Origin of the sequence: Pyruvatibacter mobilis, assembly GCF_012848855.1 — a bacterium.
Lineage (GTDB): Bacteria > Pseudomonadota > Alphaproteobacteria > CGMCC-115125 > CGMCC-115125 > Pyruvatibacter > Pyruvatibacter mobilis.
On sequence record NZ_CP051630.1, the window covers coordinates 1,074,184 to 1,100,918 of the forward strand.

The 26,735-nt window shown below is 61.3% G+C and carries 27 protein-coding genes and 3 tRNA genes; 28 read left to right on the plus strand and 2 right to left on the minus strand.

Annotation, left to right across the window (positions count from 1 at the left end):
* Nucleotides 1-76: 76 nt before the first annotated feature.
* Nucleotides 77-1,066, minus strand: coding sequence for a 23S rRNA (guanosine(2251)-2'-O)-methyltransferase RlmB (gene rlmB / locus HG718_RS04970; protein ID WP_205345714.1), 990 nt, complete (start codon nucleotides 1,064-1,066; stop codon nucleotides 77-79).
* A 372-nt stretch (nucleotides 1,067-1,438) separates the two neighbouring features.
* On the opposite strand from rlmB, the gene HG718_RS04975 reads away from it, so the two are divergent.
* From HG718_RS04975 to rpoC, 13 genes are all read left to right on the plus strand, one after another.
* Nucleotides 1,439-1,523: transfer RNA gene (locus HG718_RS04975), tRNA-Tyr, on the plus strand.
* Nucleotides 1,524-1,601: 78 nt separating this feature from the next.
* Nucleotides 1,602-1,675 (plus strand) — tRNA-Gly (locus tag HG718_RS04980).
* A 118-nt stretch (nucleotides 1,676-1,793) separates the two neighbouring features.
* The gene (gene tuf, locus HG718_RS04985) at nucleotides 1,794-2,984 is read left to right on the plus strand and encodes an elongation factor Tu (protein ID WP_170080183.1); all 1,191 of its coding nucleotides are present in this window, start codon (nucleotides 1,794-1,796) and stop codon (nucleotides 2,982-2,984) included.
* A gap of 50 nt (nucleotides 2,985-3,034) precedes the next feature.
* Nucleotides 3,035-3,110, plus strand: a tRNA-Trp gene (locus HG718_RS04990).
* A 164-nt stretch (nucleotides 3,111-3,274) separates the two neighbouring features.
* Nucleotides 3,275-3,493, plus strand: coding sequence for a preprotein translocase subunit SecE (gene secE / locus HG718_RS04995; protein WP_036266136.1), 219 nt, complete (start codon nucleotides 3,275-3,277; stop codon nucleotides 3,491-3,493).
* 85 nt (nucleotides 3,494-3,578) lie between these two features.
* Nucleotides 3,579-4,109 carry a transcription termination/antitermination protein NusG gene (gene nusG, locus HG718_RS05000; protein ID WP_027844222.1) on the plus strand — a complete coding sequence of 177 codons (531 nt, stop codon included), beginning with the start codon at nucleotides 3,579-3,581 and terminating at the stop codon, nucleotides 4,107-4,109.
* 129 nt (nucleotides 4,110-4,238) lie between these two features.
* Nucleotides 4,239-4,550 (plus strand): QacE family quaternary ammonium compound efflux SMR transporter, encoded by a 312-nt coding sequence (locus HG718_RS05005; RefSeq protein ID WP_027844221.1) that lies wholly within the window; start codon nucleotides 4,239-4,241, stop codon nucleotides 4,548-4,550.
* 227 nt (nucleotides 4,551-4,777) lie between these two features.
* Nucleotides 4,778-5,206 (plus strand): 50S ribosomal protein L11, encoded by a 429-nt coding sequence (rplK, locus tag HG718_RS05010; protein WP_027844220.1) that lies wholly within the window; start codon nucleotides 4,778-4,780, stop codon nucleotides 5,204-5,206.
* Nucleotides 5,207-5,211: 5 nt separating this feature from the next.
* Nucleotides 5,212-5,913 carry a 50S ribosomal protein L1 gene (gene rplA, locus HG718_RS05015; protein ID WP_027844219.1) on the plus strand — a complete coding sequence of 234 codons (702 nt, stop codon included), beginning with the start codon at nucleotides 5,212-5,214 and terminating at the stop codon, nucleotides 5,911-5,913.
* 396 nt (nucleotides 5,914-6,309) lie between these two features.
* Nucleotides 6,310-6,828 (plus strand): 50S ribosomal protein L10, encoded by a 519-nt coding sequence (gene rplJ, locus HG718_RS05020; RefSeq protein WP_027844218.1) that lies wholly within the window; start codon nucleotides 6,310-6,312, stop codon nucleotides 6,826-6,828.
* Nucleotides 6,829-6,895: 67 nt separating this feature from the next.
* Nucleotides 6,896-7,276, plus strand: a complete 381-nt coding sequence (gene rplL, locus HG718_RS05025) for a 50S ribosomal protein L7/L12 (RefSeq protein WP_027844217.1) — start codon at nucleotides 6,896-6,898, stop codon at nucleotides 7,274-7,276.
* A 342-nt stretch (nucleotides 7,277-7,618) separates the two neighbouring features.
* On the plus strand, nucleotides 7,619-11,707 hold the full coding sequence (rpoB, locus tag HG718_RS05030) for a DNA-directed RNA polymerase subunit beta (RefSeq protein WP_160589077.1): 4,089 nt from the start codon (nucleotides 7,619-7,621) through the stop codon (nucleotides 11,705-11,707).
* A 119-nt stretch (nucleotides 11,708-11,826) separates the two neighbouring features.
* On the plus strand, nucleotides 11,827-16,023 hold the full coding sequence (gene rpoC, locus HG718_RS05035) for a DNA-directed RNA polymerase subunit beta' (RefSeq protein WP_160589076.1): 4,197 nt from the start codon (nucleotides 11,827-11,829) through the stop codon (nucleotides 16,021-16,023).
* A gap of 85 nt (nucleotides 16,024-16,108) precedes the next feature.
* Here the strand turns inward: rpoC and HG718_RS05040 are convergent, their stop codons facing one another.
* Entirely contained in the window at nucleotides 16,109-16,477 is a 369-nt protein-coding gene (locus HG718_RS05040) for a VOC family protein (protein WP_160589075.1), read from the minus strand.
* Nucleotides 16,478-17,093: 616 nt separating this feature from the next.
* Between HG718_RS05040 and rpsL the strand changes: the two genes are divergently transcribed.
* From rpsL to rpsQ, 15 genes are all read left to right on the plus strand, one after another.
* Nucleotides 17,094-17,465 carry a 30S ribosomal protein S12 gene (gene rpsL, locus HG718_RS05045; RefSeq protein ID WP_027844213.1) on the plus strand — a complete coding sequence of 124 codons (372 nt, stop codon included), beginning with the start codon at nucleotides 17,094-17,096 and terminating at the stop codon, nucleotides 17,463-17,465.
* Between the two features lie 18 nt (nucleotides 17,466-17,483).
* Entirely contained in the window at nucleotides 17,484-17,954 is a 471-nt protein-coding gene (rpsG, locus tag HG718_RS05050; RefSeq protein WP_027844212.1) for a 30S ribosomal protein S7, read from the plus strand.
* A gap of 58 nt (nucleotides 17,955-18,012) precedes the next feature.
* Nucleotides 18,013-20,091: an elongation factor G gene (gene fusA / locus HG718_RS05055; RefSeq protein ID WP_160589074.1), complete on the plus strand. Its 2,079-nt coding sequence runs from the start codon at nucleotides 18,013-18,015 to the stop codon at nucleotides 20,089-20,091.
* 73 nt (nucleotides 20,092-20,164) lie between these two features.
* Complete coding sequence (gene tuf, locus HG718_RS05060) at nucleotides 20,165-21,355, plus strand: elongation factor Tu (RefSeq protein ID WP_170080183.1); 1,191 nt, start codon at nucleotides 20,165-20,167, stop codon at nucleotides 21,353-21,355.
* A gap of 92 nt (nucleotides 21,356-21,447) precedes the next feature.
* Nucleotides 21,448-21,756 (plus strand): 30S ribosomal protein S10, encoded by a 309-nt coding sequence (rpsJ, locus tag HG718_RS05065; RefSeq protein WP_027837620.1) that lies wholly within the window; start codon nucleotides 21,448-21,450, stop codon nucleotides 21,754-21,756.
* Nucleotides 21,757-21,785: 29 nt separating this feature from the next.
* Nucleotides 21,786-22,541 carry a 50S ribosomal protein L3 gene (gene rplC / locus HG718_RS05070; protein WP_027837621.1) on the plus strand — a complete coding sequence of 252 codons (756 nt, stop codon included), beginning with the start codon at nucleotides 21,786-21,788 and terminating at the stop codon, nucleotides 22,539-22,541.
* A 3-nt stretch (nucleotides 22,542-22,544) separates the two neighbouring features.
* The gene (gene rplD, locus HG718_RS05075) at nucleotides 22,545-23,165 is read left to right on the plus strand and encodes a 50S ribosomal protein L4 (protein WP_160587621.1); all 621 of its coding nucleotides are present in this window, start codon (nucleotides 22,545-22,547) and stop codon (nucleotides 23,163-23,165) included.
* Entirely contained in the window at nucleotides 23,162-23,455 is a 294-nt protein-coding gene (locus HG718_RS05080) for a 50S ribosomal protein L23 (protein ID WP_027837623.1), read from the plus strand. Before rplD ends, HG718_RS05080 begins: the two co-directional genes overlap by 4 nt.
* 15 nt (nucleotides 23,456-23,470) lie before the next feature.
* Nucleotides 23,471-24,310: a 50S ribosomal protein L2 gene (gene rplB, locus HG718_RS05085; protein WP_027837624.1), complete on the plus strand. Its 840-nt coding sequence runs from the start codon at nucleotides 23,471-23,473 to the stop codon at nucleotides 24,308-24,310.
* Nucleotides 24,311-24,320: 10 nt separating this feature from the next.
* On the plus strand, nucleotides 24,321-24,599 hold the full coding sequence (gene rpsS / locus HG718_RS05090; RefSeq protein ID WP_027837625.1) for a 30S ribosomal protein S19: 279 nt from the start codon (nucleotides 24,321-24,323) through the stop codon (nucleotides 24,597-24,599).
* Between the two features lie 2 nt (nucleotides 24,600-24,601).
* A complete protein-coding gene (rplV, locus tag HG718_RS05095; protein ID WP_027837626.1) occupies nucleotides 24,602-24,994 on the plus strand; it encodes a 50S ribosomal protein L22 in 393 nt (130 codons plus the stop codon).
* On the plus strand, nucleotides 24,994-25,716 hold the full coding sequence (rpsC, locus tag HG718_RS05100; RefSeq protein ID WP_160587622.1) for a 30S ribosomal protein S3: 723 nt from the start codon (nucleotides 24,994-24,996) through the stop codon (nucleotides 25,714-25,716). Before rplV ends, rpsC begins: the two co-directional genes overlap by 1 nt.
* A gap of 39 nt (nucleotides 25,717-25,755) precedes the next feature.
* On the plus strand, nucleotides 25,756-26,175 hold the full coding sequence (gene rplP, locus HG718_RS05105; RefSeq protein ID WP_027837628.1) for a 50S ribosomal protein L16: 420 nt from the start codon (nucleotides 25,756-25,758) through the stop codon (nucleotides 26,173-26,175).
* Nucleotides 26,176-26,196: 21 nt separating this feature from the next.
* Entirely contained in the window at nucleotides 26,197-26,400 is a 204-nt protein-coding gene (gene rpmC / locus HG718_RS05110) for a 50S ribosomal protein L29 (protein ID WP_027837629.1), read from the plus strand.
* Between the two features lie 24 nt (nucleotides 26,401-26,424).
* Nucleotides 26,425-26,664, plus strand: a complete 240-nt coding sequence (gene rpsQ / locus HG718_RS05115) for a 30S ribosomal protein S17 (RefSeq protein ID WP_027837630.1) — start codon at nucleotides 26,425-26,427, stop codon at nucleotides 26,662-26,664.
* Nucleotides 26,665-26,735: the final 71 nt, after the last annotated feature.

Here is a 26,735-nt window from a genome sequence, read left to right on the forward strand (position 1 = left end):
CGTCTGGATTCCGCAGGAATCGCGGGACATATAGCGCGCATGCGGCGCTGTGGCGAGGCGGAAATCGCGCCTTCCGTCATGCACCGCGCTGACGGCTGATTTCATACAGGGTCACGGCGGTTGCGTTCGACACGTTGAGGGACGCAAAGCCCGGTTCACCGGGTATGCGGGCCAGCATGTCGCAGCGCTCGGCAGTGAGGCGGCGCAGGCCCGTTCCCTCGGCTCCCATCACGATGGCGATCTTTCCAGTCAGGTCCATCTGCGACAGGGATTTGTCGCCCGTGCCTTCAAGGCCGACAGCAAACCAGCCTTCGGACTGCAACACCGCAATTGCCTGCGCGACATTGGGGACCTGCACCAGCTGCATCTGCTCAACGGCGCCGGATGCAGCTTTGGCAAGGGCACCGGTGACCGGTGGGGAGTTGCGGCGGGTGACGATAACCGCGCGTGCGCCGAAGACGGCGGCTGAGCGCAATACCGCGCCTACGTTCTGTGGGTCGGTGACCTGGTCAAGGATGACGACCGGACGCGCGGTTTCGCCAGCGGCCTCCGCAGCCTTGGTTTGCTCGATGATGTCGGCCAGCACGGGCTCGGGCAGGGGGGCAACGCGCAAGGCCAGCCCCTGATGCACGGCACCTGCCGGGAACATCTGGTCCAGCTCCCGGGCATCGGCCTTCTCTACCTGTAGGCCTCGTTTGCGGGCGGGTTCGGCGATGGTTTCGAAGGCTTTTTCAGTCGCGATGATGCGCAGGATCCGGCGCTTTGGGTTCAGCAGCGCTGCGCGCACCGCGTGGATGCCGTAGAGCCAGTCCGGTCCGTCTGCGACCGGGGCCGTGGCCCGGCCACCGCCACGGGGAGCCTGGGGCTTGGCCGAGCGGCCTTTTGCCATGCTTCCCTTGGCCGGTCGGCCACCGGTGCCGCCACTGCGCCTTTCGCTGCGGGAATCGCCGTGGCGCGGGCCGTTCGGTCCCTGGCCGCGTCCGCCGCCGCGATTGTTGCCGCGCGGGCCCTTGCGGGCCGGGCCGCGGGGCGGTCTGCCGCCGGATTTGGTGCTCTCATCGCTCATGACAGCGCTGTAGCTCCTTCCTCGGGCCGCTGCAACGAAATCCGTATGCCAAGGGGGCTACCGAGCCCACGGCAGGGGTGAATTTCAGGGCGTGTTGCTGCCGGGAGGCGGTTTTGGCCGCGGACGGGGGTACTCAAGGGAAAACCGGCATTGACACGGGGGGCGAAAACCGCCTATTTCCACGCCACCAGCGGCGCACGGAGCCGGGGTTTTCCATACCAAGCGACAGCCTGAACATGTCGGCTTTTCCTCACCAGGTTGGGCCGGATGAGATAAGCTGTCTCTTGAAACGGGATCGCCAGGCGCTGTTCGTTTCGCCAGGGACTTCTTGAAGGACCCGCTGATGCTTATGTGGCAGCGGGTGCGGATTAAGGAGGGATGCCCGAGTGGTTAAAGGGGACGGACTGTAAATCCGTTGGCTATGCCTACGTTGGTTCAAATCCAACTCCCTCCACCATCCCCTTCAGGAAGGCAACAAGACGAACGGTTCGCAGGTGTCCCCCATGGGGCCCAGCTCGAAAAAGGACCGGTTCTGGCGGGTGTAGCTCAATGGTAGAGCAGCAGCCTTCCAAGCTGACGACGAGGGTTCGATTCCCTTCACCCGCTCCAGCTTGGATGCTGGACAACCAGGGCGCTGCGTCGCGAGATCTGCCCGATTTTGAGTGTTTGACTGACGACATGACTGACTGCCTTTTGGCGAGGCAGCAACAAGAGGTCCGAGAGAGAGATGGCCAAGGAAAAGTTTGAGCGCACGAAGCCGCACGCGAATATCGGCACGATTGGTCACGTTGACCATGGCAAGACGACGCTGACGGCTGCGATCACGAAGGTGCTTGCCGAGAGCGGCGGTGCTGAATTTTCGGACTATGCCGACATCGACAAGGCGCCTGAAGAGAAGGCGCGCGGCATCACCATCTCGACGGCGCACGTTGAGTACGAGACGGAAAACCGTCACTACGCCCACGTCGACTGCCCGGGCCACGCTGACTATGTGAAGAACATGATCACGGGTGCGGCGCAGATGGACGGTGCGATCCTGGTGGTGAATGCCGCTGACGGCCCGATGCCGCAGACCCGCGAGCACATCCTGCTTGCCCGTCAGGTTGGCGTGCCGGCGCTGGTGGTGTTCCTGAACAAGGTCGACCAGGTTGACGACGAAGAGCTTCTCGAGCTCGTGGAAATGGAAGTGCGTGAGCTTCTGTCGTCCTACGAGTTCCCGGGCGACGATATCCCCATCGTTGCCGGTTCGGCTCTCGCGGCGCTTGAAGGCCGTGACGACAATATCGGCAAGGAAAAGATCCTCGAGCTGATGGCTGCGGTTGACGAGTTCATCCCGACGCCGGACCGTCCGAAGGACCAGCCGTTCCTGATGCCGGTGGAAGACGTGTTCTCGATCTCCGGCCGCGGCACGGTTGCCACGGGCCGTATCGAGCGCGGTGTTGTGAATGTGGGCGAGGAAATCGAGATCGTCGGCATCAAGGACACCACGAAGACGACCGTCACGGGCGTCGAGATGTTCCGCAAGCTGCTGGACCAGGGCGAAGCCGGCGACAATGTGGGCTGCCTGCTGCGTGGTGTGGACCGCAACGACATCGAGCGCGGTCAGGTTCTCTGCAAGCCGGGTTCGATCACGCCACACACGAAGTTCAAGGCCGAGGCCTACATCCTGACCAAGGATGAAGGTGGCCGTCACACGCCGTTCTTCACGAACTACCGTCCGCAGTTCTACTTCCGGACGACGGACGTGACGGGTGTTGTGACGCTGCCGGAAGGCACGGAAATGGTGATGCCGGGCGATAACTGCGAGATGGAAGTCGAGCTGATCGTGCCGATCGCGATGGAAGAGAAGCTCCGCTTCGCCATCCGTGAAGGCGGCCGCACCGTCGGTGCAGGCGTCGTCTCCGCTATCATCGAGTAAACAGTTGCGTATGGGGGCTGTCCTTCAGGACGGTCCCCGTTCGCCGGTTTAGGAGTGTAGCTCAACTGGCAGAGCACCGGTCTCCAAAACCGGGGGTTGGGGGTTCGAGTCCCTCCACTCCTGCCAGCCCGGCCCGATAGGGGAAGGGCGGCAGGCAGCGCCGGCACCGGGTCCGATCGGACCGCGTTTCAGGTGTTCGGCGCGTCATTTTATCTGGCGTTTGGTGGTGGCATGGTCATGCCGCTATGGTGACGCTGACAGGGTACAAGCGATAAGGGCGCGATCCGGCCGTGGCAAAGGACGTTACCAAGAAGAAGAAAACCTCTCCCGTGGAGTTCACCCGGCAGGTCCGGTCTGAAGTCTCCAAGGTGACGTGGCCGACCCGCCGTGAGACCATGATCACGACGATCATGGTGTTCATCATGGTGGCACTGGCGTCGATCTTCTTCTTCGTCGCTGATCAGATCATGAGCTGGGGTGTGCAGCTCCTGCTGAGCGTGAGCCTCTAGTCCAGGCCGCGGCAGAAAAAGCAACACCGGGCCAGATGGCCGGACGTCATGTCCGCCGGCCCGCAGATTGAAGGATTAGGGTGCGATGGCGCATCGGTGGTACATCGTTCACAGCTATTCCAACTTCGAAAAGAAAGTTGCGGAGAGCATCAAGGAGCAGGCCGAACAGCAGGGGCTGGAGGATTGCTTCGAGGAAATCCTTGTGCCGACCGAAGAGGTGGTGGAAGTCCGCCGCGGCCAGAAGGTGAAGTCGGAACGCAAGTTCTTCCCGGGCTATGTGCTGGTGAAGATGGACCTGACCGACCAGGCATTCCACCTCGTGAAGAACACGCCGAAGGTAACCGGCTTCCTCGGGTCGGAAACCCGCCCGCAGCCGGTGAGCCAGGCGGAAGTCGACCGCATTCTCAACCAGGTTCAGGAAGGCGTGGACAGCCCGCGTCCGTCCGTTTCCTTCGAGGTTGGCGAGCAGGTGCGCGTGGCCGATGGTCCGTTTGCCTCCTTCTCCGGTGTGGTCGAGGAAGTCGACGAAGATTCCGCGCGCCTCAAGGTTGCGGTGTCGATCTTCGGGCGTCCGACACCCGTCGAGCTGGAATACGGCCAGGTCGACAAGGTCTAGGGCCTTTAGGGATGGCCGGTCAGGATTGAGGCCGGATCATTCTCAGGTAGCCGCTTAGAGCTGCCTTCCAGGAGGACGACCTCCCCCATTTCGGGAATTTCAGACGGGACGGCCCGGATGTGAGGTGTCATGTCCTGGGTCCTGCTGATTGTCGCCGGCACTCTCGAGGTCGTCTGGGCCTTTGCGATGAAGGAATCCCAAGGTTTTACGAAAGTGATGCCGGTTATCGTCATGGTAGCCGCCATGGCCGGGTCCTTCACGTTGCTGGCGATGGCCATGCGCTCCCTGCCGTTGGGCACGGCCTACATGGTCTGGACAGGCATTGGGGCTGTGGGTGCGTTTGCGGTCGGTGTCTGGTTCCTTGGAGAGCAGTTTACCGTGCAGCGGGGAATTGCCGCCGCGCTGATCATTGCCGGCATGGTGACAATGAAAATGTCCTGAGGTGAGGCGGGGGCAGGGTGCCTGCAAAAAAAGCCCGTACCCTCTGGCAATCAGGGAAGGTTTGGGTTATGTGTCCCGCCTTCTGAACAGGCGTCCCGTTCGGGCCCGGGTCAACCGGGCAGGTTCGGGGCGTTTTCCGTGGGAGGTGCTGCCAGCGCCGGACCACGGTCCTTCAACTGCTAAATGTCAGGCATTCCGCGCATTCGGGACGTCTGGAAGGAGCAAAAATGGCAAAGAAGATCATCGGCTACCTGAAGCTTCAGGTGCCGGCGGGGCAGGCCAATCCGTCGCCCCCCATCGGTCCGGCGCTGGGTCAGCGCGGCCTCAACATCATGGAATTCTGCAAGGCGTTCAACGCCAAGACGCAGGGCATGGAACAGGGCATGCCGCTGCCGACGGTCGTGACCATCTTCCAGGACAAGTCCTTCACCTTCATCACCAAGAAGCCGCCGGCAAGCTACTACCTCAAGAAGGCAGCCAAGCTTAACAAGGGCTCCCAGAAGCCGGGCACCGATGTGGCCGGCAAGGTGACCATGAAGCAGGTTCGCGAGATCGCCGAAGAAAAGATGTCCGACCTGAACGCCAACGACGTGGATGCAGCCGCCCTGATCATTGCAGGGTCCGCGCGCTCCATGGGTATTGAGGTTGTGGGGTAAGGATCATGGCAAAAGCAGGTAAGAAGATCACCGCAGCCCGCGCGGCCGTCGATCGCAAGAAGCTCTATGGCCTCGATGAAGCCGTGAAGATCATCAAGGACAACGCCAAGGCGAAGTTCGATGAGACGGTTGAAGTGGCCCTGAACCTGGGCGTCGATCCGCGTCACGCTGACCAGATGGTCCGCGGCGTGTGTCAGCTGCCCAACGGGTCCGGACGTGCGGCCCGCGTGGCTGTGTTCGCCAAGGGCGACAAGGCCGATGAAGCCAAGGCAGCAGGGGCCGACATCGTGGGCGCCGAAGACCTGATGGAAACCATCCAGGGCGGCACCATTGATTTCGACAAGTGCATCGCCACACCGGACATGATGCCGCTCGTCGGCCGTCTGGGTAAGGTGCTTGGTCCGCGCAATCTCATGCCGAACCCGAAGGTCGGCACGGTGACGCCGGATGTGGCCGAAGCCGTGAAGGCCGCCAAGGGCGGTGCTGTGGAGTTCCGCGTCGAAAAGGCCGGTGTGCTGCATGCCGGCGTCGGCAAGGCGAGCTTCACCGAGGAGCAGATCAGCCAGAACATTTCCGCGTTCATTGATGCGGTGCAGAAGGCAAAGCCCTCGGGCGCCAAGGGTACCTTCATCAAGCGCGTGAGCGTCAGCTCCACGATGGGGCCGGGCGTGAAGGTTGATCCGTCCAGCCTGGCGGCCGAGGCCTAAAGACTTCCGGGCAACCTGTTAGGGGCCCGACATGATTTCCCGCCATCCACAGTCCGTGGATGGCGGGAGAAGCCGGTTCATCCGGCTTCGACCTGTCCGTGACTGCAGGTGTTCCACCGGTCCGGCCCTGTTCCAGGAGCCCAGCCGGGGAGCTTAAAGCCCGCCTGCACTAGACGGGAACGACCTGATTTTCCCGGTATATCCACGCCGGGCTCTTCGGGCCGCTTCTGGCCGGTGTTTGTGCGAGGGGTCATCCCCGACACGGGCGGACAGGCAACGAGCGTCGCTGGTTTCCTCTTGAGGGCCGGCGGCTATTGCCACCGGGTTCTGCCGGTCGGTGTGCCATCGTCTGATGGGACAGTCGGCGGGCGGGGCCCAAAAGTTGGAGAAGAGCAAGTGGAACGCGCTGAAAAAGATGCGCTCGTCTCGACGCTCAACGGTGTCTTCGCGGATGCCGGTGTCGTCGTGGTGACCCACTATTCAGGCCTGAACGTGGCGGAGCTTTCTGATCTCCGTCGCCAGATGGCCGAGGCTGGTGCGAGCTTCAAGGTTACGAAGAACCGCCTGGCCAAGCGTGCTCTGGAAGGTACGCCGGCTGCCGAGATCGCAGATCTCTTCACCGGCCCGTGCGCCATCGGTGTCTCTGAAGACCCCGTGGCCGCGCCTAGGGTTCTCGCCAAGTTTGCCAAGGATAACGAGAAGCTCGTAATCCGCGGCGGCGCCATGGGCGAAACCGTGCTTGACGAAGGCGGCATCAAGGCTCTGGCCGATCTGCCGTCCCTCGACGAGCTCCGGGGCAAGATTGTGGGAATGCTCAACACGCCGGCGACCCGTATCGCCCAGGTGCTCTCCGCGCCTGGCGGCCAGGTGGCCCGCGTCATCGCAGCAAAAGCCGAACAGGGGGATGCCGCCTAAGGCGGTCCTCGCTCACCTCGATTTTTACCGTTCAGAAGCGGTACTACGAAGCTAAGGAACTTTGAAAATGGCTAATCTCGACCAGATCGTCGAAGACCTGTCCAACCTGACCGTCCTGGAAGCCGCCGAGCTGTCCAAGATGCTCGAAGAGAAGTGGGGCGTGTCCGCCGCTGCTCCGGTGGCCGTGGCCGCCGCTCCGGGTGCCGGTGGCGACGCCGGAGGCGCCGCTGAAGAGAAGGACGAGTTCTCCGTCGTTCTCACGTCCGCTGGTGACAAGAAGATCAACGTCATCAAGGAAGTCCGCGCCATCACCGGTCTCGGCCTGAAGGAAGCCAAGGAGCTCGTCGAAGGTGCTCCCAAGGAAGTGAAGGCTGACGTGCCGAAGGCCGAAGCCGAAGAAATGAAGAAGAAGCTGGAAGAAGCCGGCGCTGGCGTCGAACTCAAGTAGTTCGGCGGCGAGGGCAGGCGGGTCTCTCAGGGCCTGCCGCCATGCCCTTGCAAACGACTATCGGGTAGGCCATATTCGGCGTTACCCAAATATACCGAGTGACCGTGCGCCGGAGCTGCTGATAGTGGCTCCGGCGCGCGCGTCACTTTCGTGCATGCCGGGTTTCGGGAGTGAGGGCAACCTCATAGGAATTGGACCCGTCGGCGCTGGTGGACTGCTCCGGATTGCCTGGCATTCGATGCCGCGCACCCGTGATGCCCGTCTGCCGCCCCCAAACCGTGGCGCACGCTGTCTCCAAACCGTGTCGTCATGCCCTGATTCGCTTGTGAGCGAGGAACCTTGATGTCGCAGTCCCAGTCCTTCACTGGCCGCAAACGTATCCGCAAATTTTTTGGTCACATTCCCGAAGTGACCCAGATGCCGAACCTCATTGAGGTTCAGCGTCAGTCCTACGACCAGTTCCTGCTGACTGATCCGGCAGACCGTCGTGAGGATGAGGGCCTTGAAGCGGTTTTCCGCTCGGTCTTCCCGATCTCTGATTATGCAGAAACCTCGACGCTGGAATTTGTTTCCTACGCCTTCGAGGATCCCAAGTACGACACCGAAGAGTGCCAGCAGCGGGGCATGACCTACGCCGCGCCTCTGAAGGTGACGCTCCGCCTCATCGTGTTCGATGTGGACGAAGACACCGGCGCCAAGTCCGTCAAGGACATCAAGGAGCAGGATGTCTACATGGGCGACATGCCGCTGATGACGGAGAACGGTACGTTCATCGTCAACGGCACGGAGCGCGTGATCGTTTCGCAGATGCATCGCTCGCCGGGCGTCTTCTTCGACCACGACAAGGGCAAGACGCACTCCTCGGGCAAGCTGCTGTTTGCCGCCCGTGTGATCCCCTATCGCGGTTCCTGGCTGGATTTCGAGTTCGACGCCAAGGACATCGTCTATTGCCGCATCGACCGCCGCCGCAAGATCCCGGCCACCACGCTGCTGTACGCGCTGGGCATGGACAGTGAGCAGATCCTCGACCTCTTCTACGGCAAGATTGCCTACAAGAAGGCCAAGGACGGCTGGAAGACCCCGTTCAATCCGGAAGGCATGCGCGGCATCAAGCCGGCCGTCGACCTGGTGGACGCGAAGACCGGCAATGTCGTGATCGAGGCTGGCCGCAAGGTCACGCCGCGTCTCGGCAAGAAGCTGATCGAAGAGGGCGTGAAGGAGCTTCTGGTTCAGCCGGAAAACCTGATCGGCCAGTTCATCGCAACCGAGATGATCAACGAAGCCACCGGTGAGATCTACGCCGAGGCCGGCGAAGAGATCACCCAGGAGATGCTGGACGGTTTCGATGACGCCGGTATCACCGAGTTCGAAGTGCTCGACATTGATGAAGTGAATGTGGGCGGCTACATCCGCAACACGCTTGCCGTCGACAAGGCAACCAACAAGGACCAGGCGCTGGTAGATATCTACCGCGTCATGCGTCCGGGCGAGCCGCCGACCCCGGAAACCGCCCAGGCGCTGTTCGACAGCCTGTTCTTCGACAGCGAGCGTTATGACCTTTCCGCGGTTGGCCGCGTGAAGATGAATATGCGTCTTGATCTGGATGCGGAAGATACCGTCCGTGTACTGCGCAAGGACGACATCCTCGCCGTCATCAAGACGCTGGTGGACCTGCGCGATGGCCGCGGCGAAATCGACGACATTGACCACCTCGGCAACCGCCGTGTGCGGTCGGTCGGCGAGCTGATGGAAAACCAGTTCCGCGTTGGCCTGCTCCGCATGGAGCGCGCCATCAAGGAACGCATGGGGTCCGTCGACATCGATACAGTGATGCCGCAGGACCTGATCAACGCCAAGCCGGTTGCAGCCGCTGTGCGTGAGTTCTTCGGTTCCTCGCAGCTGTCGCAGTTCATGGACCAGACCAACCCGCTGTCTGAGATCACCCATAAGCGCCGTCTCTCCGCGCTTGGGCCGGGTGGTCTGACCCGTGAGCGTGCGGGCTTCGAGGTGCGCGACGTGCACCCGACCCATTATGGCCGTATCTGTCCGATTGAGACGCCGGAAGGCCCGAATATCGGCCTGATCAACTCGCTTGCCACCTATAGCCGCGTGAACAAGTACGGCTTCATCGAGACTCCGTATCGCAAGGTGAAGGACGGCGTGGTCACCGATGACGTGGTGTATCTCTCCGCCATGGAAGAGGGCCGCTATGCGATTGCCCAGGCGAACGTGTCGCTTGAGCCGGACGGGACCTTCACCAATGAGCTGATTGCTGCCCGCCGCGCCGGCGACGTGCAGATGATGCCGCGTGAGGAAGTGAGCTTTGTGGACGTGTCGCCGCGCCAGCTGGTGTCGGTTGCCGCAGCACTCATTCCGTTCCTGGAAAACGATGACGCCAACCGCGCTCTCATGGGCTCGAACATGCAGCGTCAGGCTGTGCCGCTCGTGAAGGCCGATGCGCCGCTGGTCGGCACCGGCATGGAAGCTGTCGTGGCGCATGACTCCGGTGCCGCCATCGCGGCGCGCCGCACGGGTATCGTTGATCAGGTGGATGCCACCCGTATCGTGGTGCGCGCCACCGAAGAGACGGATCACTCCAGGTCCGGCGTCGACATCTACAACCTGCGCAAGTTCCAGCGCTCGAACCAGAACACCTGCATCAACCAGCGTCCGCTTGTGAAGGTGGGTGACCGGGTGAAGGCCGGCGACATCATGGCCGATGGTCCGTCTACGGATCTTGGTGAGCTGGCGCTGGGCCGCAACGTGCTCGTCGCGTTCATGCCGTGGAACGGTTACAATTTCGAGGACTCCATCCTCATCTCCGAGCGCATCGTGCGCGACGACGTCTTTACCTCGATCCACATCGAGGAATTCGAGATCGCCGCTCGCGACACCAAGCTTGGTCCGGAGGAGATCACCCGCGACATCCCGAATGTGGGTGAAGAAGCTCTGCGCAACCTCGACGAGGCGGGCATCGTCTATATCGGTGCCGAAGTGCATCCGGGCGACATTCTGGTCGGCAAGATCACCCCGAAGGGTGAGAGCCCGATGACGCCGGAAGAGAAGCTTCTGCGCGCCATCTTCGGTGAGAAAGCCTCGGATGTTCGCGATACCTCGCTGAAGCTGCCTCCTGGCGTTGCCGGTACAGTGGTGGAAGTGCGCGTGTTCAACCGTCACGGCGTGGACAAGGACGAACGTGCCCTGGCGATCGAGCGTGAGGAGATCGAGCGTCTGGCGAAGGACCGCGACGACGAACTCGCGATCCTCGAGCGCAATATCTATGGTCGCCTGGAAGAGATGCTGCTGAACAAGCAGGTCGCCTCGGGTCCCAATGACATGGCTGCCGACAGCAAGGTCACCCAGGCTGTGCTGGATGACCTGACGAAGGGCCAGTGGTGGCAGATCGCGCTCAAGAATGACAAGGCCATGGCCGACATCGAAGCGCTGAAGAAGCAGTATGACGACGGCAAGAAGCGCCTTGATGCGCGCTTCGAAGACAAGGTCGAGAAGCTGCAGCGCGGTGATGAACTGCCGCCGGGCGTCATGAAAATGGTCAAGGTCTTCGTGGCCGTGAAGCGCAAGCTGCAGCCGGGCGACAAGATGGCCGGTCGTCACGGCAACAAGGGCGTCATCTCCAAGATCAACCCGATCGAGGACATGCCCTATCTCGAAGACGGTACCCATGTGGACATCGTGCTGAACCCGCTGGGTGTGCCGAGCCGCATGAATGTGGGGCAGATTCTCGAGACCCATATGGGCTGGGCAAGTGCCGGCCTCGGCCGGATGATCGGTCAGGCGCTTGAGGATTATCGCGCCGAGGGCAAGATGATCGAGCTCAAGAAGACGCTCGAGAATGTCTATGGCGATGAGCCCGTGCTCGGTGAGCTGGACGAAGACGCCACGGTGGAACTTGCCACCAACCTGCAGAAGGGTGTGCCGATCGCCACGCCGGTGTTTGACGGGGCCCATGAGGGCGACATCGTGGAGATGCTCGAGAAGGGCAATCTCGACGGCTCCGGCCAGTCGGTTCTCTATGATGGCCGTACCGGCGAGCAGTTCGATCGTCCGGTGACCGTCGGCTACATCTACATGCTGAAGCTGCATCACCTCGTGGATGACAAGATCCACGCGCGCTCGATCGGCCCGTACTCGCTTGTGACCCAGCAGCCGCTGGGCGGTAAGGCGCAGTTCGGCGGCCAGCGCTTCGGTGAAATGGAAGTGTGGGCGCTTCAGGCCTATGGCGCTGCCTACACGTTGCAGGAAATGCTGACCGTGAAGTCGGATGACGTGGCGGGCCGTACCAAGGTGTACGAAGCCATCGTGCGTGGCGACGACACCTTTGAAGCCGGCATTCCGGAAAGCTTCAACGTGCTGGTCAAGGAAATGCGGTCCCTTGGCCTTAACGTGGAACTGCAGACCACCAGCAGTTAGCAGCAAACGGCATTCGCGGTGCGGGCCTGAACCTTGGTCCGCACCGCCAACCCTTTTGATTTTCCTTACCCGAGCCCGCGCAACCCAAAGCGGGCAGGGGCACCCTGAAGAGGCGGTTCATGAACCAGGAAGTCCTCAGCAACGTTTTCAACCCCTCGGGCGTCGCCGAGACGTTCGATGCGATCAAGATCTCGATCGCTGCGCCGGAGAAGATTCTCTCCTGGTCGTATGGTGAGGTGAAGAAGCCGGAAACCATCAACTACCGTACTTTCAAGCCGGAGCGTGACGGCCTGTTCTGCGCGCGCATCTTTGGTCCGACCAAGGACTATGAGTGCCTGTGCGGCAAGTACAAGCGGATGAAGTACAAGGGCATCATCTGCGAAAAGTGCGGCGTGGAAGTGACCCTCTCGAAGGTCCGCCGCGAGCGCATGGGCCACATCGAGCTGGCCGCGCCTGTCGCCCATATCTGGTTCCTGAAGTCGCTTCCGTCCCGGATCGGTCTTCTGCTGGACATGGCGCTGAAGGATCTTGAGCGCGTTCTTTACTTCGAGAGCTATATCGTCACCGAGCCGGGCCTGACGCCGCTGAAGCTGCATCAGCTCCTGACCGAAGACGAATACATCGATGCGCAGGACGAGTACGGCGAAGATGCTTTCACTGCCGGCATTGGTGCTGAAGCGATCCGCGACATGCTGATGGCGCTCGACCTTGAGAAGATCGCCGCCGAGCTGCGCGTCGAGATTGCCGAGGCGACCACCGAGCTGAAGCCGAAGAAGCTCGCCAAGCGCCTGAAGGTTGTTGAGGCCTTCATGGAATCCGGCAACCGTCCGGAATGGATGATCATGACGGTCGTGCCGGTCATTCCGCCGGAACTGCGCCCGCTGGTGCCGCTTGATGGCGGCCGCTTCGCGACGTCCGACCTCAACGATCTTTATCGCCGCGTCATCAACCGTAACAACCGCCTGAAGCGGCTGATGGAGCTGCGCGCGCCGGACATCATCATCCGCAACGAAAAGCGCATGCTTCAGGAAGCGGTTGATGCCCTGTTCGACAATGGCCGCCGTGGCCGTGTCATCACCGGTGCCAACAAGCGACCGCTGAAGTCGCTGTCCGACATGCTCAAGGGCAAGCAGGGCCGCTTCCGTCAGAACCTGCTCGGCAAGCGCGTCGACTATTCCGGTCGTTCGGTGATCGTGGTGGGCCCGGAGCTCAAGCTGCATCAGTGCGGCCTGCCGAAGAAGATGGCGCTTGAGCTGTTCAAGCCGTTCATCTATTCGCGCCTCGAGGCCAAGGGTCTGGCTGCGACCATCAAGCAGGCCAAGAAGCTGGTCGAGAAAGAGAAGCCGGAAGTCTGGGATATCCTCGAAGAGGTGATCCGCGAGCATCCGGTCATGCTCAACCGTGCGCCGACGCTTCACCGTCTGGGCATCCAGGCCTTCGAGCCGACCCTCATCGAAGGTAAGGCCATTCAGCTGCACCCGCTCGTCTGCGCGGCGTTCAACGCCGACTTTGACGGTGACCAGATGGCCGTGCACGTGCCTCTGTCGCTCGAAGCGCAGCTCGAAGCCCGTGTGCTGATGATGTCCACCAACAACATCCTGCATCCGGCTGACGGTACGCCGATCATCGTGCCGTCTCAGGATATCGTGCTTGGTCTCTACTATCTCTCGCTGGAGAAGGAGAACGAGCCGGGCGAGGGCATGGTGTTTGCCGACGTCAAGGAAATCGAGCACGCGCTCGATGCCGGTGCTGTCACGCTGCACGCCAAGGTGAAGGCCCGCTGGATCACCAAGGATGAGGACGGCAACGACGTGTCCCACGTGCTGGACACGACGCCGGGCCGCATGCTGATCGGTGACCTGCTGCCGCGTCATCCGAACGTGCCCTATGACCTCGTCAACAAGCTGATGACCAAGAAGGCCATCTCCGCGATGATCGACGTGGTGTACCGCCACACCGGTCAGAAGGAGACGGTGATCTTCTGTGACCGGATCATGGGTCTTGGTTTTGCCCGTGCCTGCCGCGCCGGCATCTCGTTCGGCAAGGACGACATGGTGGTGCCCGAGGCGAAGGAAGATCTGGTCGAGAAGACCCGTACCCTCGCCAATGAGTACGAGCAGCAGTACATCGACGGCCTGATCACGCAGGGCGAGAAGTACAACAAGGTCGTTGACGCCTGGGCCAAGTGCACGGACGCCGTGGCCGAGGAAATGATGGGCAAGATCTCGTCGGTGCAGATCGACGAAGAGACGAACCGCACCAAGGACATCAACTCGATCTACATGATGTCCCATTCCGGTGCCCGTGGTTCGCCCGCTCAGATGAAGCAGCTTGCCGGCATGCGTGGCCTGATGGCCAAGCCGTCGGGCGAAATCATCGAGACGCCGATCATCTCGAACTTCAAGGAAGGCCTGACCGTGCTCGAGTACTTCAACTCGACCCACGGTGCACGTAAGGGCCTTGCCGACACCGCGCTCAAGACCGCCAACTCGGGTTACCTGACCCGTCGTCTGGTGGACGTGGCGCAGGACTGCATCATCATCGAGCCGGATTGCGGCAGCGAAGAGGGGCTGACCGTCGGCGCCGTCATCGACAGCGGTGAAGTGTTGGCGTCGCTCGGCAGCCGTATCCTTGGCCGTACCCCGGCCAATGACATCGTGCATCCGTCGACGGGCGAAGTGATCGTGCCGAAGGGCGAAGAGATCACCGAGCCGCTGGTGGAACTGGTGGAAGCTGCCGGTATCCAGCAGGTGCTGATCCGGTCGGTGCTGACCTGTAAGACGCGCGGCGGTGTTTGCGGCAAGTGCTATGGCCGTGACCTGGCCCGCGGTACGCCCGTCAACATGGGCGAAGCTGTCGGCGTCATCGCCGCCCAGTCGATCGGTGAACCGGGCACCCAGTTGACCATGCGTACCTTCCACATTGGTGGCACGGCGCAGGTGGTTGACTCCTCGTTCATCGAGTCCAACCATGCGGGCTCTGTGACCATTTCCAATCCGGAACTGGTGACGGACAGCTCGGGCAACATCATTGTGATGGGCCGCAACTCGCAGATCATCGTGTCTGACGCGGAAGGCACTGAGCTTGCCACGCACCGTCTGTCCTATGGCACGCGCCTGCGTGTGAAGGATGGGGATCAGGTCGAGCGCGGTCAGCGTATGGCTGAATGGGATCCCTATACCCTGCCGATCATCACCGAGCGTGAGGGCATCGTTGCCTTCGAGGATGTGATCGACGGTGTGACCATCCGTGAAGTGGCGGATGAAGCAACGGGTATCTCGTCCAAGGTGGTTGTGGACTGGCGTGCGTCGACCCGCTCGGCGGACCTCAAGCCGGCCATCGTGCTCAAGGGCAAGAACGGCCAGGTGCTGAAGCTCGCCAATGGCAACGAGGCCCGCTACCTCCTGTCGGTGGACGCCATTCTCTCCGTCGAAGACGGGGCGGAGGTCCATGCCGGTGACGTGCTGGCACGTATTCCAACGGAAGGTGCCAAGACGCGTGACATTACCGGTGGTCTGCCGCGCGTTGCGGAACTGTTCGAAGCACGCCGTCCGAAGGACAACGCCGTCATCGCGGAAGCCGATGGCGTGGTCGAGTTCGGCCGTGACTACAAGAACAAGCGCCGCATCATCGTGCGCCCGAAGGATGAGAGCATCGAGCCTGTCGAATATCTCATCCCCAAGGGCAAGCATCTGTCGGTGCGCGAGGGCGATTTCATCGAGAAGGGTGAATACCTGCTCGACGGCAACCCGGCACCGCATGACATCCTTGCCATTTCGGGTGTCGAGGAGCTCGCACGCTACCTCGTCAACGAAATCCAGGAGGTCTATCGCCTGCAGGGTGTGAACATCAACGACAAGCACATCGAGGTGATCGTTCGCCAGATGCTGCAGAAGGTTGAGGTTACGGATGCTGGCGACACGTCGCTTCTGTCGGGCGAGCAGCTCGACCGCGTCGAGTTCGACGAGATCAATGAGAAGGTGGAGGCCGAAGGCGGCACGCCGGCCAAGGGCAACCCGGTTCTGCTGGGTATCACCAAGGCCTCGCTGCAGACGCGTTCGTTCATCTCGGCGGCCTCGTTCCAGGAGACCACGCGCGTCCTGACTGAAGCTTCGGTCAGCGGCAAGCAGGACCACCTGATCGGCCTCAAGGAAAACGTCATCGTGGGCCGCCTCATTCCGGCGGGCACGGGTGCGCTTCTCAACCGTCTCAAGCATGAGGCGGCGGACCGCGACGAGACTATCATGGATAGCCGTGGTGTCACTGCCCCGGTCCTTGAAGAGGGCGAGGCGGAGGCTGCTGGCGAAGTTGCTTAAGCCGATAGCTGCTACGTAAATGACAGGGCCGCGGGACAGATGTTCCGCGGCCCTTTCTTTTGACAATTCGTCTCTATCCACGATTTCAGACGAAGAAGGCTATCTTGTTCCCGTCCAGATCCCTTGCATAAGCCGAATAGCGTGGTCCTCGTTGACCGGGCTCGCCTTCGCAGGTGCCGCCAAGCTCAATTACCCTCTTGTGGAGGCTTTTCACCTCGTCCGGCGAGGCAGCACTGAAGCCGATCATTGATCCGTTTCCTGTGGTTGCAGGCTGCCCGTCGAATGGCTTTGCCACCGCGAAGGCAAAGTCTGCCCCATGGTTTCCGCTCTGCCAGAAAGTCATTCTGTCCGTAGCGTGGACGATTGCGAGATCGGTTTTCTCGAAAAGGGCTTCATAGAACCTGACTGAAGCCTCCATGTCATTGGTGCCCAGGACGATGTAATCAGGCTTCATTGTTATCTCTCTTGAGTGTGGTTCGCGTTAAGTGGGAGATTCGGATGTTCTCAGTTGGCAGAGGTGTGACACAGGGCTCCTGACAGGGTGGTGTCAGGATGGAAGCTCGCCTTGTTGATGGGCGGTCACCCGCTGAAAACAGCCTCGGCTCGGCCGCTTTAGGCCGTTACCTGCGGTCCACAGGGCTGGCATGCGTGCTGGAAGGGGAAAACCGGGGGATTTTGCAGCATTGCCCTTGACGTGGCGGGGGCACGTCGGTAGTTTCCGCGCACTTTTTGAGGCAGGCAGTAGGTGAATCAGGCGGCTCGAGCCCCGGCCTAAACGCTGTTAAAGAAAGCCAATGAGCACTCTACCGGAGCACGAACCGGGGCTAACCCCTTGGTTCCTCTGCGTTTTTGGGCCTTCGGATGTATGTCCGTCTGGTCCAATTTGGCGTGCCGCTGGATCATCCACTCTTCTGGGTGGACCAGCGAGGCGCGCCGATTCTTATTCGGTTGCCGTGTTTTAAGGTTTTCTTCAAAGAGAAGATTTTTTGCCTGTTTCCGGTAACGGGGCAGGGTGGATCAAGTGCCCGTATTGGCGGGCGACACAACAGAGAAGGCGTCGAAAAGCTCTTATGCCGACGATTAACCAGCTCATCCGCAAGCCGCGCCAGCCGCAGCTGAAGCGGAACAAGGTGCCGGCGATGGAAGCCTGCCCGCAGAAGCGTGGCGTGTGCACCCGCGTCTACACCACCACGCCGAAGAAGCCGAACTCGGCCCTTCGTAAGGTCGCCCGCGTGCGCCTGAACAATGGTTTCGAAGTCACCAGCTACATCCCGGGTGAAGGTCACAACCTCCAGGAGCACTCCGTGGTGATGATCCGCGGCGGCCGTGTGAAGGACCTTCCGGGTGTGCGTTACCACATCATCCGCGGTGTGCTGGATACCCAGGGCGTCAAGGACCGCAAGCAGCGCCGTTCGAAGTACGGCGCGAAGCGTCCGAAGTAAGGCGAGGGGAAAGAAGAGATGTCACGTCGTCACCGCGCTGAAAAACGCGAAATCATCCCCGATCCCAAGTTCGGCGATGAGGTTGTCACCAAGTTCATGAATTGCCTGATGTATGACGGCAAGAAGTCGGCTGCCGAGCAGATCGTGTACGGCGCCTTCGATCAGATGCAGGAGAAGACCTCCCAGGATCCGATCCAGATGTTCCACGACGCGCTGAACAATGTGATGCCGGCTGTGGAAGTGCGCTCCCGCCGTGTGGGTGGTGCCACTTATCAGGTCCCGGTTGAAGTTCGTCCGGACCGTCGTCGTGCGCTGGCCATCCGTTGGGTGATCAATGCGTCGCGCGCCCGCAACGAAAAGACCATGACGGACCGTCTTGCTGGTGAGCTCCTGGATGCTGCCAACAACCGCGGCGCCGCCATCAAGAAGCGTGAAGACACGCACCGTATGGCGGAAGCCAACCGTGCCTTCTCGCACTATCGCTGGTAGTTCCCGGCACCGTTTACTGACTGACCAATTCGGCTCCAGGTTTTAGAGGCTTCATCCAATGGTTGCGCGTACGACACCGCTCAAGGACTATCGCAATATCGGCATCATGGCGCACATCGATGCTGGTAAGACGACGACGACTGAGCGCATCCTTTATTACACCGGCCGGTCTCACAAGATCGGTGAGGTGCATGATGGCGCAGCCACCATGGACTGGATGGAGCAGGAGCAGGAACGCGGCATCACCATCACGTCCGCCGCGACGACTTGCTTCTGGAATGACCACCGGATCAACATCATCGACACCCCTGGCCACGTGGACTTCACCATTGAGGTCGAGCGTTCCCTGCGCGTGCTCGATGGCGCCGTTGCCGTGTTTGACGGTGTGGCCGGTGTGGAGCCGCAGTCTGAAACCGTGTGGCGTCAGGCCGACAAGTACAGCGTTCCGCGCATGTGCTTCGTCAACAAACTGGACCGCATGGGTGCCGACTTCTTCCGTTGCGTGGACATGATCGTCGACCGCCTCGGCGCAACCCCGCTCGTGACGCAGTTGCCGATCGGTGCCGAAGCTGATTTCGTGGGTGTCGTTGATCTTGTGAAGATGCAGGCCATCGTCTGGAAGGACGAGAGCCTGGGCGCCGAGTTCGAGTACACCGACATTCCGGCTGATCTGAAAGACCAGGCTGACGAGTATCGCTCCAAGCTCATCGAAACTGCCGTTGAGGCAGACGATGATGCCATGGAAGCCTATCTCGAAGGCAACGAGCCGGATGAGGCCGGTCTCATTGCGCTGATCCGCAAGGGCACCATCGATCAGGTGTTTGTGCCGGTGCTGTGCGGCACTGCCTTCAAGAACAAGGGTGTGCAGCCGCTGCTGGACGCCGTCGTGAACTTCATGCCGTCGCCGCTGGACGTGCCGGCCATTAAGGGTATCGACCCGAAGACGGAAGCTGACACGACCCGCAAGTCTGACGATGACGAGCCGTTCGCTGCGCTTGCCTTCAAGATCATGAACGACCCGTTCGTCGGCTCGCTGACCTTCGCCCGCATCTATTCGGGCAAGCTCGAGACCGGTTCCTCGGTTCTCAACACCGTGAAGGACAAGCGCGAGCGCGTTGGCCGCATGCTGCTCATGCACTCCAATTCGCGTGAGGACATCAAGGAAGCCGCAGCTGGTGACATCGTCGCCATCGCTGGCCTCAAGGACACCACCACCGGTGATACGCTGTGCGATCCGAACCGTCCGGTGATCCTCGAGCGCATGGAATTCCCGGAGCCGGTGATTGAGGTTGCCGTTGAGCCGAAGACCAAGGGCGACCAGGAAAAGATGGGGCTGGCCCTGTCGCGCCTGGCGCAGGAAGACCCGTCCTTCCGTGTGACGTCGGATGAAGAGTCCGGTCAGACGGTGATCAAGGGCATGGGCGAGCTTCACCTCGACATCATTGTCGACCGCCTGAAGCGCGAGTTTAAGGTGGAAGCCAATGTCGGCGCGCCGCAGGTGGCTTATCGTGAGACGATCACCAAGCCGGCAACCGTCGACTACACCCACAAGAAGCAGACCGGTGGTTCGGGCCAGTTCGCCCGCGTGAAGCTCGACTTCACGCCATGCGAGCCGGGCGAGGGCTACGAGTTCTCCAGCAAGATTGTCGGTGGTTCGGTGCCGAAGGAATACATCCCGGGTGTCGAGAAAGGCATCGAGAGTGTCCGTGAAGGCGGCATCCTTGCCGGCTTCCCGATGCTGGACTTCAAGGTGCAGCTGGTTGACGGCGCCTACCATGACGTTGACTCCAGCATCATGGCCTTCGAAATCGCTGCCCGCGCCGCGTTCCGCGAAGCGTCTGACGAGCTCGGTGTCGTGCTCCTCGAGCCGGTGATGAATGTCGAGGTCGTGACGCCGGAAGACTACATGGGCGACGTGATCGGTGACCTGAACTCCCGTCGCGGTCAGATTTCCGGCACGGAAGCCCGCGGCAACGCCACGGTGATTTCCGCCATGGTTCCGCTGGCCAACATGTTCGGTTACGTGAACACGCTGCGGTCCATGTCCCAGGGGCGTGCCCAGTACACCATGCAGTTCGACCACTACGAGCAGGTGCCGCAGGCGGTGTCTGACGAAGTCCGCGCAAAGCTCGCCTAAGGGCTTAACGCAATACCAAGGATCAGAACCGGTAACGGTTTGGAACCAGGCTCATCAGAGGAAGATAGAAGAGATGGCCAAGGAAAAGTTTGAGCGCACGAAGCCGCACGCGAATATCGGCACGATTGGTCACGTTGACCATGGCAAGACGACGCTGACGGCTGCGATCACGAAGGTGCTTGCCGAGAGCGGCGGTGCTGAATTTTCGGACTATGCCGACATTGACAAGGCGCCTGAAGAGAAGGCGCGCGGCATCACCATCTCGACGGCGCACGTTGAGTACGAGACGGAAAACCGTCACTACGCCCACGTCGACTGCCCGGGCCACGCTGACTATGTGAAGAACATGATCACGGGTGCGGCGCAGATGGACGGCGCGATCCTGGTGGTGAATGCCGCTGACGGCCCGATGCCGCAGACCCGCGAGCACATCCTGCTTGCCCGTCAGGTTGGCGTGCCGGCGCTGGTGGTGTTCCTGAACAAGGTCGACCAGGTTGACGACGAAGAGCTTCTCGAGCTCGTGGAAATGGAAGTGCGTGAGCTTCTGTCGTCCTACGAGTTCCCGGGCGACGATATCCCCATCGTTGCCGGTTCGGCTCTCGCGGCGCTTGAAGGCCGTGACGACAATATCGGCAAGGAAAAGATCCTCGAGCTGATGGCTGCGGTTGACGAGTTCATCCCGACGCCGGACCGTCCGAAGGACCAGCCGTTCCTGATGCCGGTGGAAGACGTGTTCTCGATCTCCGGCCGCGGCACGGTTGCCACGGGCCGTATCGAGCGCGGTGTTGTGAATGTGGGCGAGGAAATCGAGATCGTCGGCATCAAGGACACCACGAAGACGACGGTCACGGGCGTCGAGATGTTCCGCAAGCTGCTGGACCAGGGCGAAGCGGGCGACAATGTGGGCTGCCTGCTGCGTGGTGTGGACCGCAACGACATCGAGCGCGGCCAGGTTCTCTGCAAGCCGGGTTCGATCACACCGCACACGAAGTTCAAGGCCGAGGCCTACATCCTGACCAAGGACGAAGGTGGCCGTCACACGCCGTTCTTCACGAACTACCGTCCGCAGTTCTACTTCCGCACGACGGACGTGACGGGGGTTGTGACGCTGCCGGAAGGTACGGAAATGGTGATGCCGGGCGATAACTGCGAGATGGAAGTCGAGCTGATCGTGCCGATCGCGATGGAAGAGAAGCTGCGCTTCGCCATCCGTGAAGGCGGCCGCACCGTCGGTGCAGGCGTCGTCTCCGCTATCATCGAGTAACTTACACTTCACGCGGGCGCGCCCGACGAGGGCGCGCCTGCCAGTTCTTTCTAAGGCCCATTCCGGGCCGACGTATACGGGATAAGGGTTCCATGCAGAGCCAGAATATTCGCATTCGTTTGAAAGCATTCGATCATCGCATTCTCGATGCATCGACGCTGGAGATCGTGAATACCGCGAAGCGGACGGGTGCTACGGTGCGTGGGCCGATCCCGCTGCCGAACCGGATCGAGAAGTTCACCGTGCTTCGTGGTCCGCACATTGACAAGAAGAGCCGTGAGCAATTCGAGATCCGGACGCACAAGCGTCTTCTCGACATTGTCGACCCGACTCCGCAGACCGTGGACGCGCTGATGAAGCTCGACCTCGCTGCCGGCGTTGACGTCGAAATCAAGCTCTAAGGGTTCATTTGTAGGAAGGGGTGCGAAAGATGCGCGCAGGCGTGATCGCACAGAAAGTTGGCATGACGCGGGTCTTCACGGACGAGGGGAAGCATATTCCCGTCACCGTGCTGAAGCTCGAAGGTTGCCAGGTTGTCGGACAGCGCACGGAAGAGAAGAACGGCTACACCGCCGTCCAGCTCGGTGCAGGCTCCGTCAAGGTCAAGAATCTCACCCGTGCCGAACGCGGCCACTTCTCGAAGGCGTCGGTTGAGCCGCGCCGTCGTCTGGTGGAGTTCCGTGTGAGCCCGGAAAACCTCATCGATGTGGGCGCCGAACTGCAGGCCGACCATTTCGTTGCGGGGCAGTATGTGGACGCCTGTGGCGTCTCCATCGGTAAGGGCTTCGCCGGTGGCATGAAGCGCCATAACTTCGGCGGTCTGCGTGCGACCCACGGTGTGTCGATCTCTCACCGTTCGCATGGTTCGACCGGTCAGTGTCAGGACCCGGGCAAGGTCTTCAAGGGCAAGAAGATGGCCGGTCACATGGGCCAGGTGCGCGTGACAACGCAGAACCTGGAAGTTGTGTCGACCGACGTTGAGCGTGGCCTGATCCTGGTGAAGGGCGCAATTCCGGGCTCCAAGGGCGGCTGGGTGCAGCTGCGCGACGCGGTGAAGAAGCCGCTGCCGGATGGTGTGCCGATGCCGGGCGCGTTCCGCTCCGCCGGTGCGCCGGCTGAAGCTCCTGCCGAGGCTCCCGCTGAGGAAGCCGTGGCCGAGGAAGCAACGAACAAGGACGAGGCATAAACGATGAAGCTGGACGTCCAGACCCTCGACGCCAAGAAGGCGGGCAGCGTTGAGCTGTCGGATGACGTGTTCGCGCTTGAGCCGCGCGCCGACATCCTGCACCGCATGGTGACCTACCAGCTGGCAAAGCGCCGCGCTGGTACCCACAAGACGAAGGGCCGTTCCGAAATCTCCGGGACGACCAAGAAGATGTACAAGCAGAAGGGCACCGGTGGTGCTCGTCACGGCAACAAGAAGGTTCCGCAGTTCCGTGGTGGCGGCAAGGCCTTCGGTCCGGTCGTGCGCGATCATGCGACGGGTCTCAACAAGAAGATCCGCCACCTGGCGCTGAAGCATGCCCTGTCGACCAAGGCACAGGCCGGTTCGCTGATCGTGCTTGATGAAGCCAAGCTGGCCGAGCCCAAGACCAAGACCGTGAAGGACGCCTTCGCGAAGCTCGGTCTCAACAAGCCGCTCATCATTGATGGTGCGGAGCTGGACCAGAACTTCGCTCTGGCGGCACGCAACCTGCCGTATACAGACGTTCTGCCGGTGCAGGGCATCAATGTGTACGACGTGCTGCGCTGCGAAACTCTCGTGCTGACCAAGTCGGCCGTTGAAGCATTGGAGGCCCGGTTCGCATGAAGACCGAAGATCTCTATCAGGTTCTCGAAGCGCCGGTGATCACCGAAAAGTCCACCCTTGCGGGTGAGAACAACCAGGTGGTGTTCCGTGTGCCGCTCGAGGCAACCAAGCCGCAGGTGAAGGAAGCTGTGGAAACGCTGTTCAAGGTCGAGGTTAAGGCCGTGAACACCATCCGCGTGAAGGGCAAGGTCAAGCGGTTCCGCGGCCAGCTCGGCAAGCGGTCCGACATCAAGAAGGCAATCGTCACGCTGGCGGATGGTCATTCCATTGACGTGACCACCGGACTCTAAGGACGACGCAGAACAATGGCACTTAAACAATACAATCCGGTGACCCCGGGCCAGCGTCAGCTGGTCACCGTGGATCGTTCCGGTCTCTGGAAGGGCAAGCCGGTCAAGACCCTGACCGAAGGCCTGACCAAGTCCGGCGGTCGCAACAACAAGGGCCGCACCACGGCATTCCGTACCGGTGGTGGTCACAAGCGCACCTATCGCATCATCGACTTCAAGCGCCGCAAGTTCGATGTGCCGGCAACGGTTGAGCGTCTTGAATATGACCCCAACCGCACGGCCTTCATCGCGCTGATCAAGTACGAAGATGGCGAGCAGGCCTACATCCTGGCGCCGCAGCGTCTGGCCGAGGGCGACACCGTCATTGCCGGTGCCCGCGTGGACGTGAAGCCGGGCAATGCAATGCCGCTGTCCGCCATGCCGATCGGTACGATCATCCACAATGTGGAAATGAAGCCGGGCAAGGGCGGTCAGATCGCCCGCTCCGCCGGTACCTTCGTTCAGCTTGTGGGCCGCGATCAGGGGTACGCCATCCTGCGCCTTGCGTCGGGCGAGCAGCGCCTGGTGCGTGGTGAGTGCATGGCGACGGTCGGTGCCGTGTCGAACCCGGATCAGTCGAACATCAAGCTCGGTAAGGCCGGCCGTTCGCGCTGGCTGGGTCGGCGCCCGACGGTGCGCGGTGTTGCCATGAACCCGGTCGATCACCCGCATGGTGGTGGTGAAGGCCGTACTTCCGGTGGCCGTCACCCGGTGACGCCGTGGGGCAAGCCGACGAAGGGCCGCCGTACGCGGTCCAACAAGTCGACCGACAAGTACATCGTGCGCAGCCGTCATCAGCGCAAGAAGAAGCGGTAGGGCCAAGTAAATGACACGTTCCGTTTGGAAAGGGCCGTTCGTAGACGGCTATCTGTTGAAGAAGGCTGAGGCTTCGCGCGAATCCGGCCGCAACGAGGTGATCAAGATCTGGTCCCGCCGTTCGACCATTCTGCCGCAGTTCGTCGGTCTCAATTTCGGTGTCTACAACGGCAACAAGCATGTGCCGGTGCAGGTGACCGAAGACATGGTTGGCCAGAAGTTCGGTGAGTTTGCACCGACGCGGACCTATTACGGTCACGCGGCCGACAAGAAGGCGAAGAGGAAGTAACGATGGGTAAGCCGTCTAAGCCGCGCAAGCTGGCGGACAATGAGGCGCGTGCGGTTGGCCGCATGCTGCGCACCAGCCCGCGCAAGCTGAACCTGGTTGCTCAGTCGATCCGTGGTCAGAAGGTTGATCGTGCACTGGCCGACCTGACCTTCTCGCCGAAGCGTATCTCGCAGTCGGTGAAGAAGGTGCTCGAGAGCGCCATTGCCAATGCCGAGAATAACCACGACCTGGATGTGGATGAGCTGTTTGTTGCCGAGGCCTATGTGGGCAAGAACCTCATCATGAAGCGCTGGAAGCCGCGGGCACGCGGTCGTGTGGGCCGGATCGAAAAGCCGTTCAGCCAGATCACGATTGTGGTGCGCGAAAAGGGCGCCGAGACAGGGGAAGCTGCGTAATGGGACATAAGGTCAATCCGATCGGTCTTCGCCTCGGCGTCAACCGCACTTGGGACAGCCGCTGGTTCGCCAATACCGGTGAATATGGCGACCTGCTTCACGAGGATGTCCGCATCCGCAAGTTCCTGATGAAGGAGCTGAAGCAGGCCGGCGTTTCCAAGGTGGTGATCGAGCGTCCGCACAAGAAGTGCCGCGTGACCATTCACACGGCGCGTCCGGGTGTGGTGATCGGCAAGAAGGGTGCGGATATCGAGACCCTTCGCCGCAAGATCCAGTCGATGACGGACAGCGAAGTTCATCTGAATATCGTTGAAGTCCGCAAGCCGGAAATCGATGCGCAGCTGGTAGCGGATTCCATCGCCCAGCAGCTTGAGCGCCGCGTTGCTTTCCGTCGTGCCATGAAGCGCGCCGTGCAGTCCGCCATGCGGATGGGCGCCGAGGGCATTCGTATCACCTGCGGCGGTCGCCTGGGTGGTGCTGAAATCGCCCGCGTCGAGTGGTACCGCGAAGGCCGTGTGCCCCTGCACACCCTGCGCGCCGACATCGACTATGCGACGTCGACTGCTTTCACCGCCTATGGTGCCTCGGGCATCAAGGTCTGGATTTTCAAGGGCGAGATCCTTGAGCACGACCCGATGGCGCATGAGCGCCGTGCGATGTCAGCTCAGGAAGGTGGCCGCCCGGGTGGCGACCGTGAGCGCCGCGGCCCGCGCCGGGACTGATGTCCGGACGTGCTGTTTGAGAGTTTGAGGACGTAACAGATGCTGCAGCCAAAGCGCACAAAATTCCGTAAGGCCCACAAGGGCCGTATCCATGGCGTAGCCAAGGGCGGAACGAGCCTGAATTTCGGCTCGCACGGCCTGAAGGCCATGGAGCCGGAGCGTGTTACCGCGCGCCAGATCGAGGCAGCCCGCCGGGCCATCACGCGCCACATGAAGCGTGCCGGCCGTGTGTGGATCCGTATCTTCCCGGATGTGCCGGTTTCCAAGAAGCCGACCGAAGTCCGCATGGGTAAGGGTAAGGGTTCGCCGGAATATTGGGTGGCCAGGGTCAAGCCGGGCCGCGTGATGTTCGAGATTGACGGCGTGCCGCACGACGTCGCCAAGGAAGCCCTGGCTCTTGGCGCCGCCAAGCTGCCGATGAAGGTTCGCATGGTCACCCGCGTGGGCGACCAGCACTAAGGGGCGAAGAGGATAGAGACGATGAAGATCGCAGATGTCCGGGACATGACGCCCGATCAGATGGACGACGAAGTGGTGAAGCTTCGCAAGGAAGCCTTCAACATGCGCTTCCAGCGGGCCACCGGTCAGCTTGAGAATACCGCGCGCCTGCGCGAGATCCGCCGCACGATTGCCCGGATCAAGACCATTCAGGGCCAGCGCCGTAAGGCCGAAGCGTCGGCGTAACCGAGATTTAGAAGGAACCCCGAGATGCCAAAGCGCGTGCTCCAGGGTGTCGTGGTCAGCGACAAAATGAAAGATACGGTGACGGTGCTCGTTGAGCGTCGCTTCACCGACCCGGTCATGAAGAAGACCGTCCGCCGGACAAAGCGTTACCACGCGCATGATGCCGGTGATTCCTGCAAGGTCGGCGATACGGTTCGCATTCGCGAATGCGTCCCGATTTCCAAGACCAAGCGCTGGGAAGTCTTCACTGGCGAGACGGCGTAAGCCCGATCGCTGTAAGGCAAGTTTTAGTTAGGTCGTAAGCGCGCTTACGTGACGCGTGAAGGAATAGAACA

What these genes read in the sequence shown, in the direction of transcription:
- rlmB (WP_205345714.1), bottom strand. Translation starts at nt 1,066, where the DNA reads ATGAGCGATGAGAGCACCAAATCCGGCGGCAGACCGCCCCGCGGCCCG.
- tuf (WP_170080183.1), top strand. Translation starts at nt 1,794, where the DNA reads ATGGCCAAGGAAAAGTTTGAGCGCACGAAGCCGCACGCGAATATCGGC.
- nusG (WP_027844222.1), top strand. Translation starts at nt 3,579, where the DNA reads ATGGCGCATCGGTGGTACATCGTTCACAGCTATTCCAACTTCGAAAAG.
- HG718_RS05005 (WP_027844221.1), top strand. Translation starts at nt 4,239, where the DNA reads ATGTCCTGGGTCCTGCTGATTGTCGCCGGCACTCTCGAGGTCGTCTGG.
- rplK (WP_027844220.1), top strand. Translation starts at nt 4,778, where the DNA reads ATGGCAAAGAAGATCATCGGCTACCTGAAGCTTCAGGTGCCGGCGGGG.
- rplA (WP_027844219.1), top strand. Translation starts at nt 5,212, where the DNA reads ATGGCAAAAGCAGGTAAGAAGATCACCGCAGCCCGCGCGGCCGTCGAT.
- rplL (WP_027844217.1), top strand. Translation starts at nt 6,896, where the DNA reads ATGGCTAATCTCGACCAGATCGTCGAAGACCTGTCCAACCTGACCGTC.
- rpoB (WP_160589077.1), top strand. Translation starts at nt 7,619, where the DNA reads ATGTCGCAGTCCCAGTCCTTCACTGGCCGCAAACGTATCCGCAAATTT.
- rpoC (WP_160589076.1), top strand. Translation starts at nt 11,827, where the DNA reads ATGAACCAGGAAGTCCTCAGCAACGTTTTCAACCCCTCGGGCGTCGCC.
- HG718_RS05040 (WP_160589075.1), bottom strand. Translation starts at nt 16,477, where the DNA reads ATGAAGCCTGATTACATCGTCCTGGGCACCAATGACATGGAGGCTTCA.
- rpsL (WP_027844213.1), top strand. Translation starts at nt 17,094, where the DNA reads ATGCCGACGATTAACCAGCTCATCCGCAAGCCGCGCCAGCCGCAGCTG.
- rpsG (WP_027844212.1), top strand. Translation starts at nt 17,484, where the DNA reads ATGTCACGTCGTCACCGCGCTGAAAAACGCGAAATCATCCCCGATCCC.
- fusA (WP_160589074.1), top strand. Translation starts at nt 18,013, where the DNA reads ATGGTTGCGCGTACGACACCGCTCAAGGACTATCGCAATATCGGCATC.
- tuf (WP_170080183.1), top strand. Translation starts at nt 20,165, where the DNA reads ATGGCCAAGGAAAAGTTTGAGCGCACGAAGCCGCACGCGAATATCGGC.
- rpsJ (WP_027837620.1), top strand. Translation starts at nt 21,448, where the DNA reads ATGCAGAGCCAGAATATTCGCATTCGTTTGAAAGCATTCGATCATCGC.
- rplC (WP_027837621.1), top strand. Translation starts at nt 21,786, where the DNA reads ATGCGCGCAGGCGTGATCGCACAGAAAGTTGGCATGACGCGGGTCTTC.
- rplD (WP_160587621.1), top strand. Translation starts at nt 22,545, where the DNA reads ATGAAGCTGGACGTCCAGACCCTCGACGCCAAGAAGGCGGGCAGCGTT.
- HG718_RS05080 (WP_027837623.1), top strand. Translation starts at nt 23,162, where the DNA reads ATGAAGACCGAAGATCTCTATCAGGTTCTCGAAGCGCCGGTGATCACC.
- rplB (WP_027837624.1), top strand. Translation starts at nt 23,471, where the DNA reads ATGGCACTTAAACAATACAATCCGGTGACCCCGGGCCAGCGTCAGCTG.
- rpsS (WP_027837625.1), top strand. Translation starts at nt 24,321, where the DNA reads ATGACACGTTCCGTTTGGAAAGGGCCGTTCGTAGACGGCTATCTGTTG.
- rplV (WP_027837626.1), top strand. Translation starts at nt 24,602, where the DNA reads ATGGGTAAGCCGTCTAAGCCGCGCAAGCTGGCGGACAATGAGGCGCGT.
- rpsC (WP_160587622.1), top strand. Translation starts at nt 24,994, where the DNA reads ATGGGACATAAGGTCAATCCGATCGGTCTTCGCCTCGGCGTCAACCGC.
- rplP (WP_027837628.1), top strand. Translation starts at nt 25,756, where the DNA reads ATGCTGCAGCCAAAGCGCACAAAATTCCGTAAGGCCCACAAGGGCCGT.
- rpmC (WP_027837629.1), top strand. Translation starts at nt 26,197, where the DNA reads ATGAAGATCGCAGATGTCCGGGACATGACGCCCGATCAGATGGACGAC.
- rpsQ (WP_027837630.1), top strand. Translation starts at nt 26,425, where the DNA reads ATGCCAAAGCGCGTGCTCCAGGGTGTCGTGGTCAGCGACAAAATGAAA.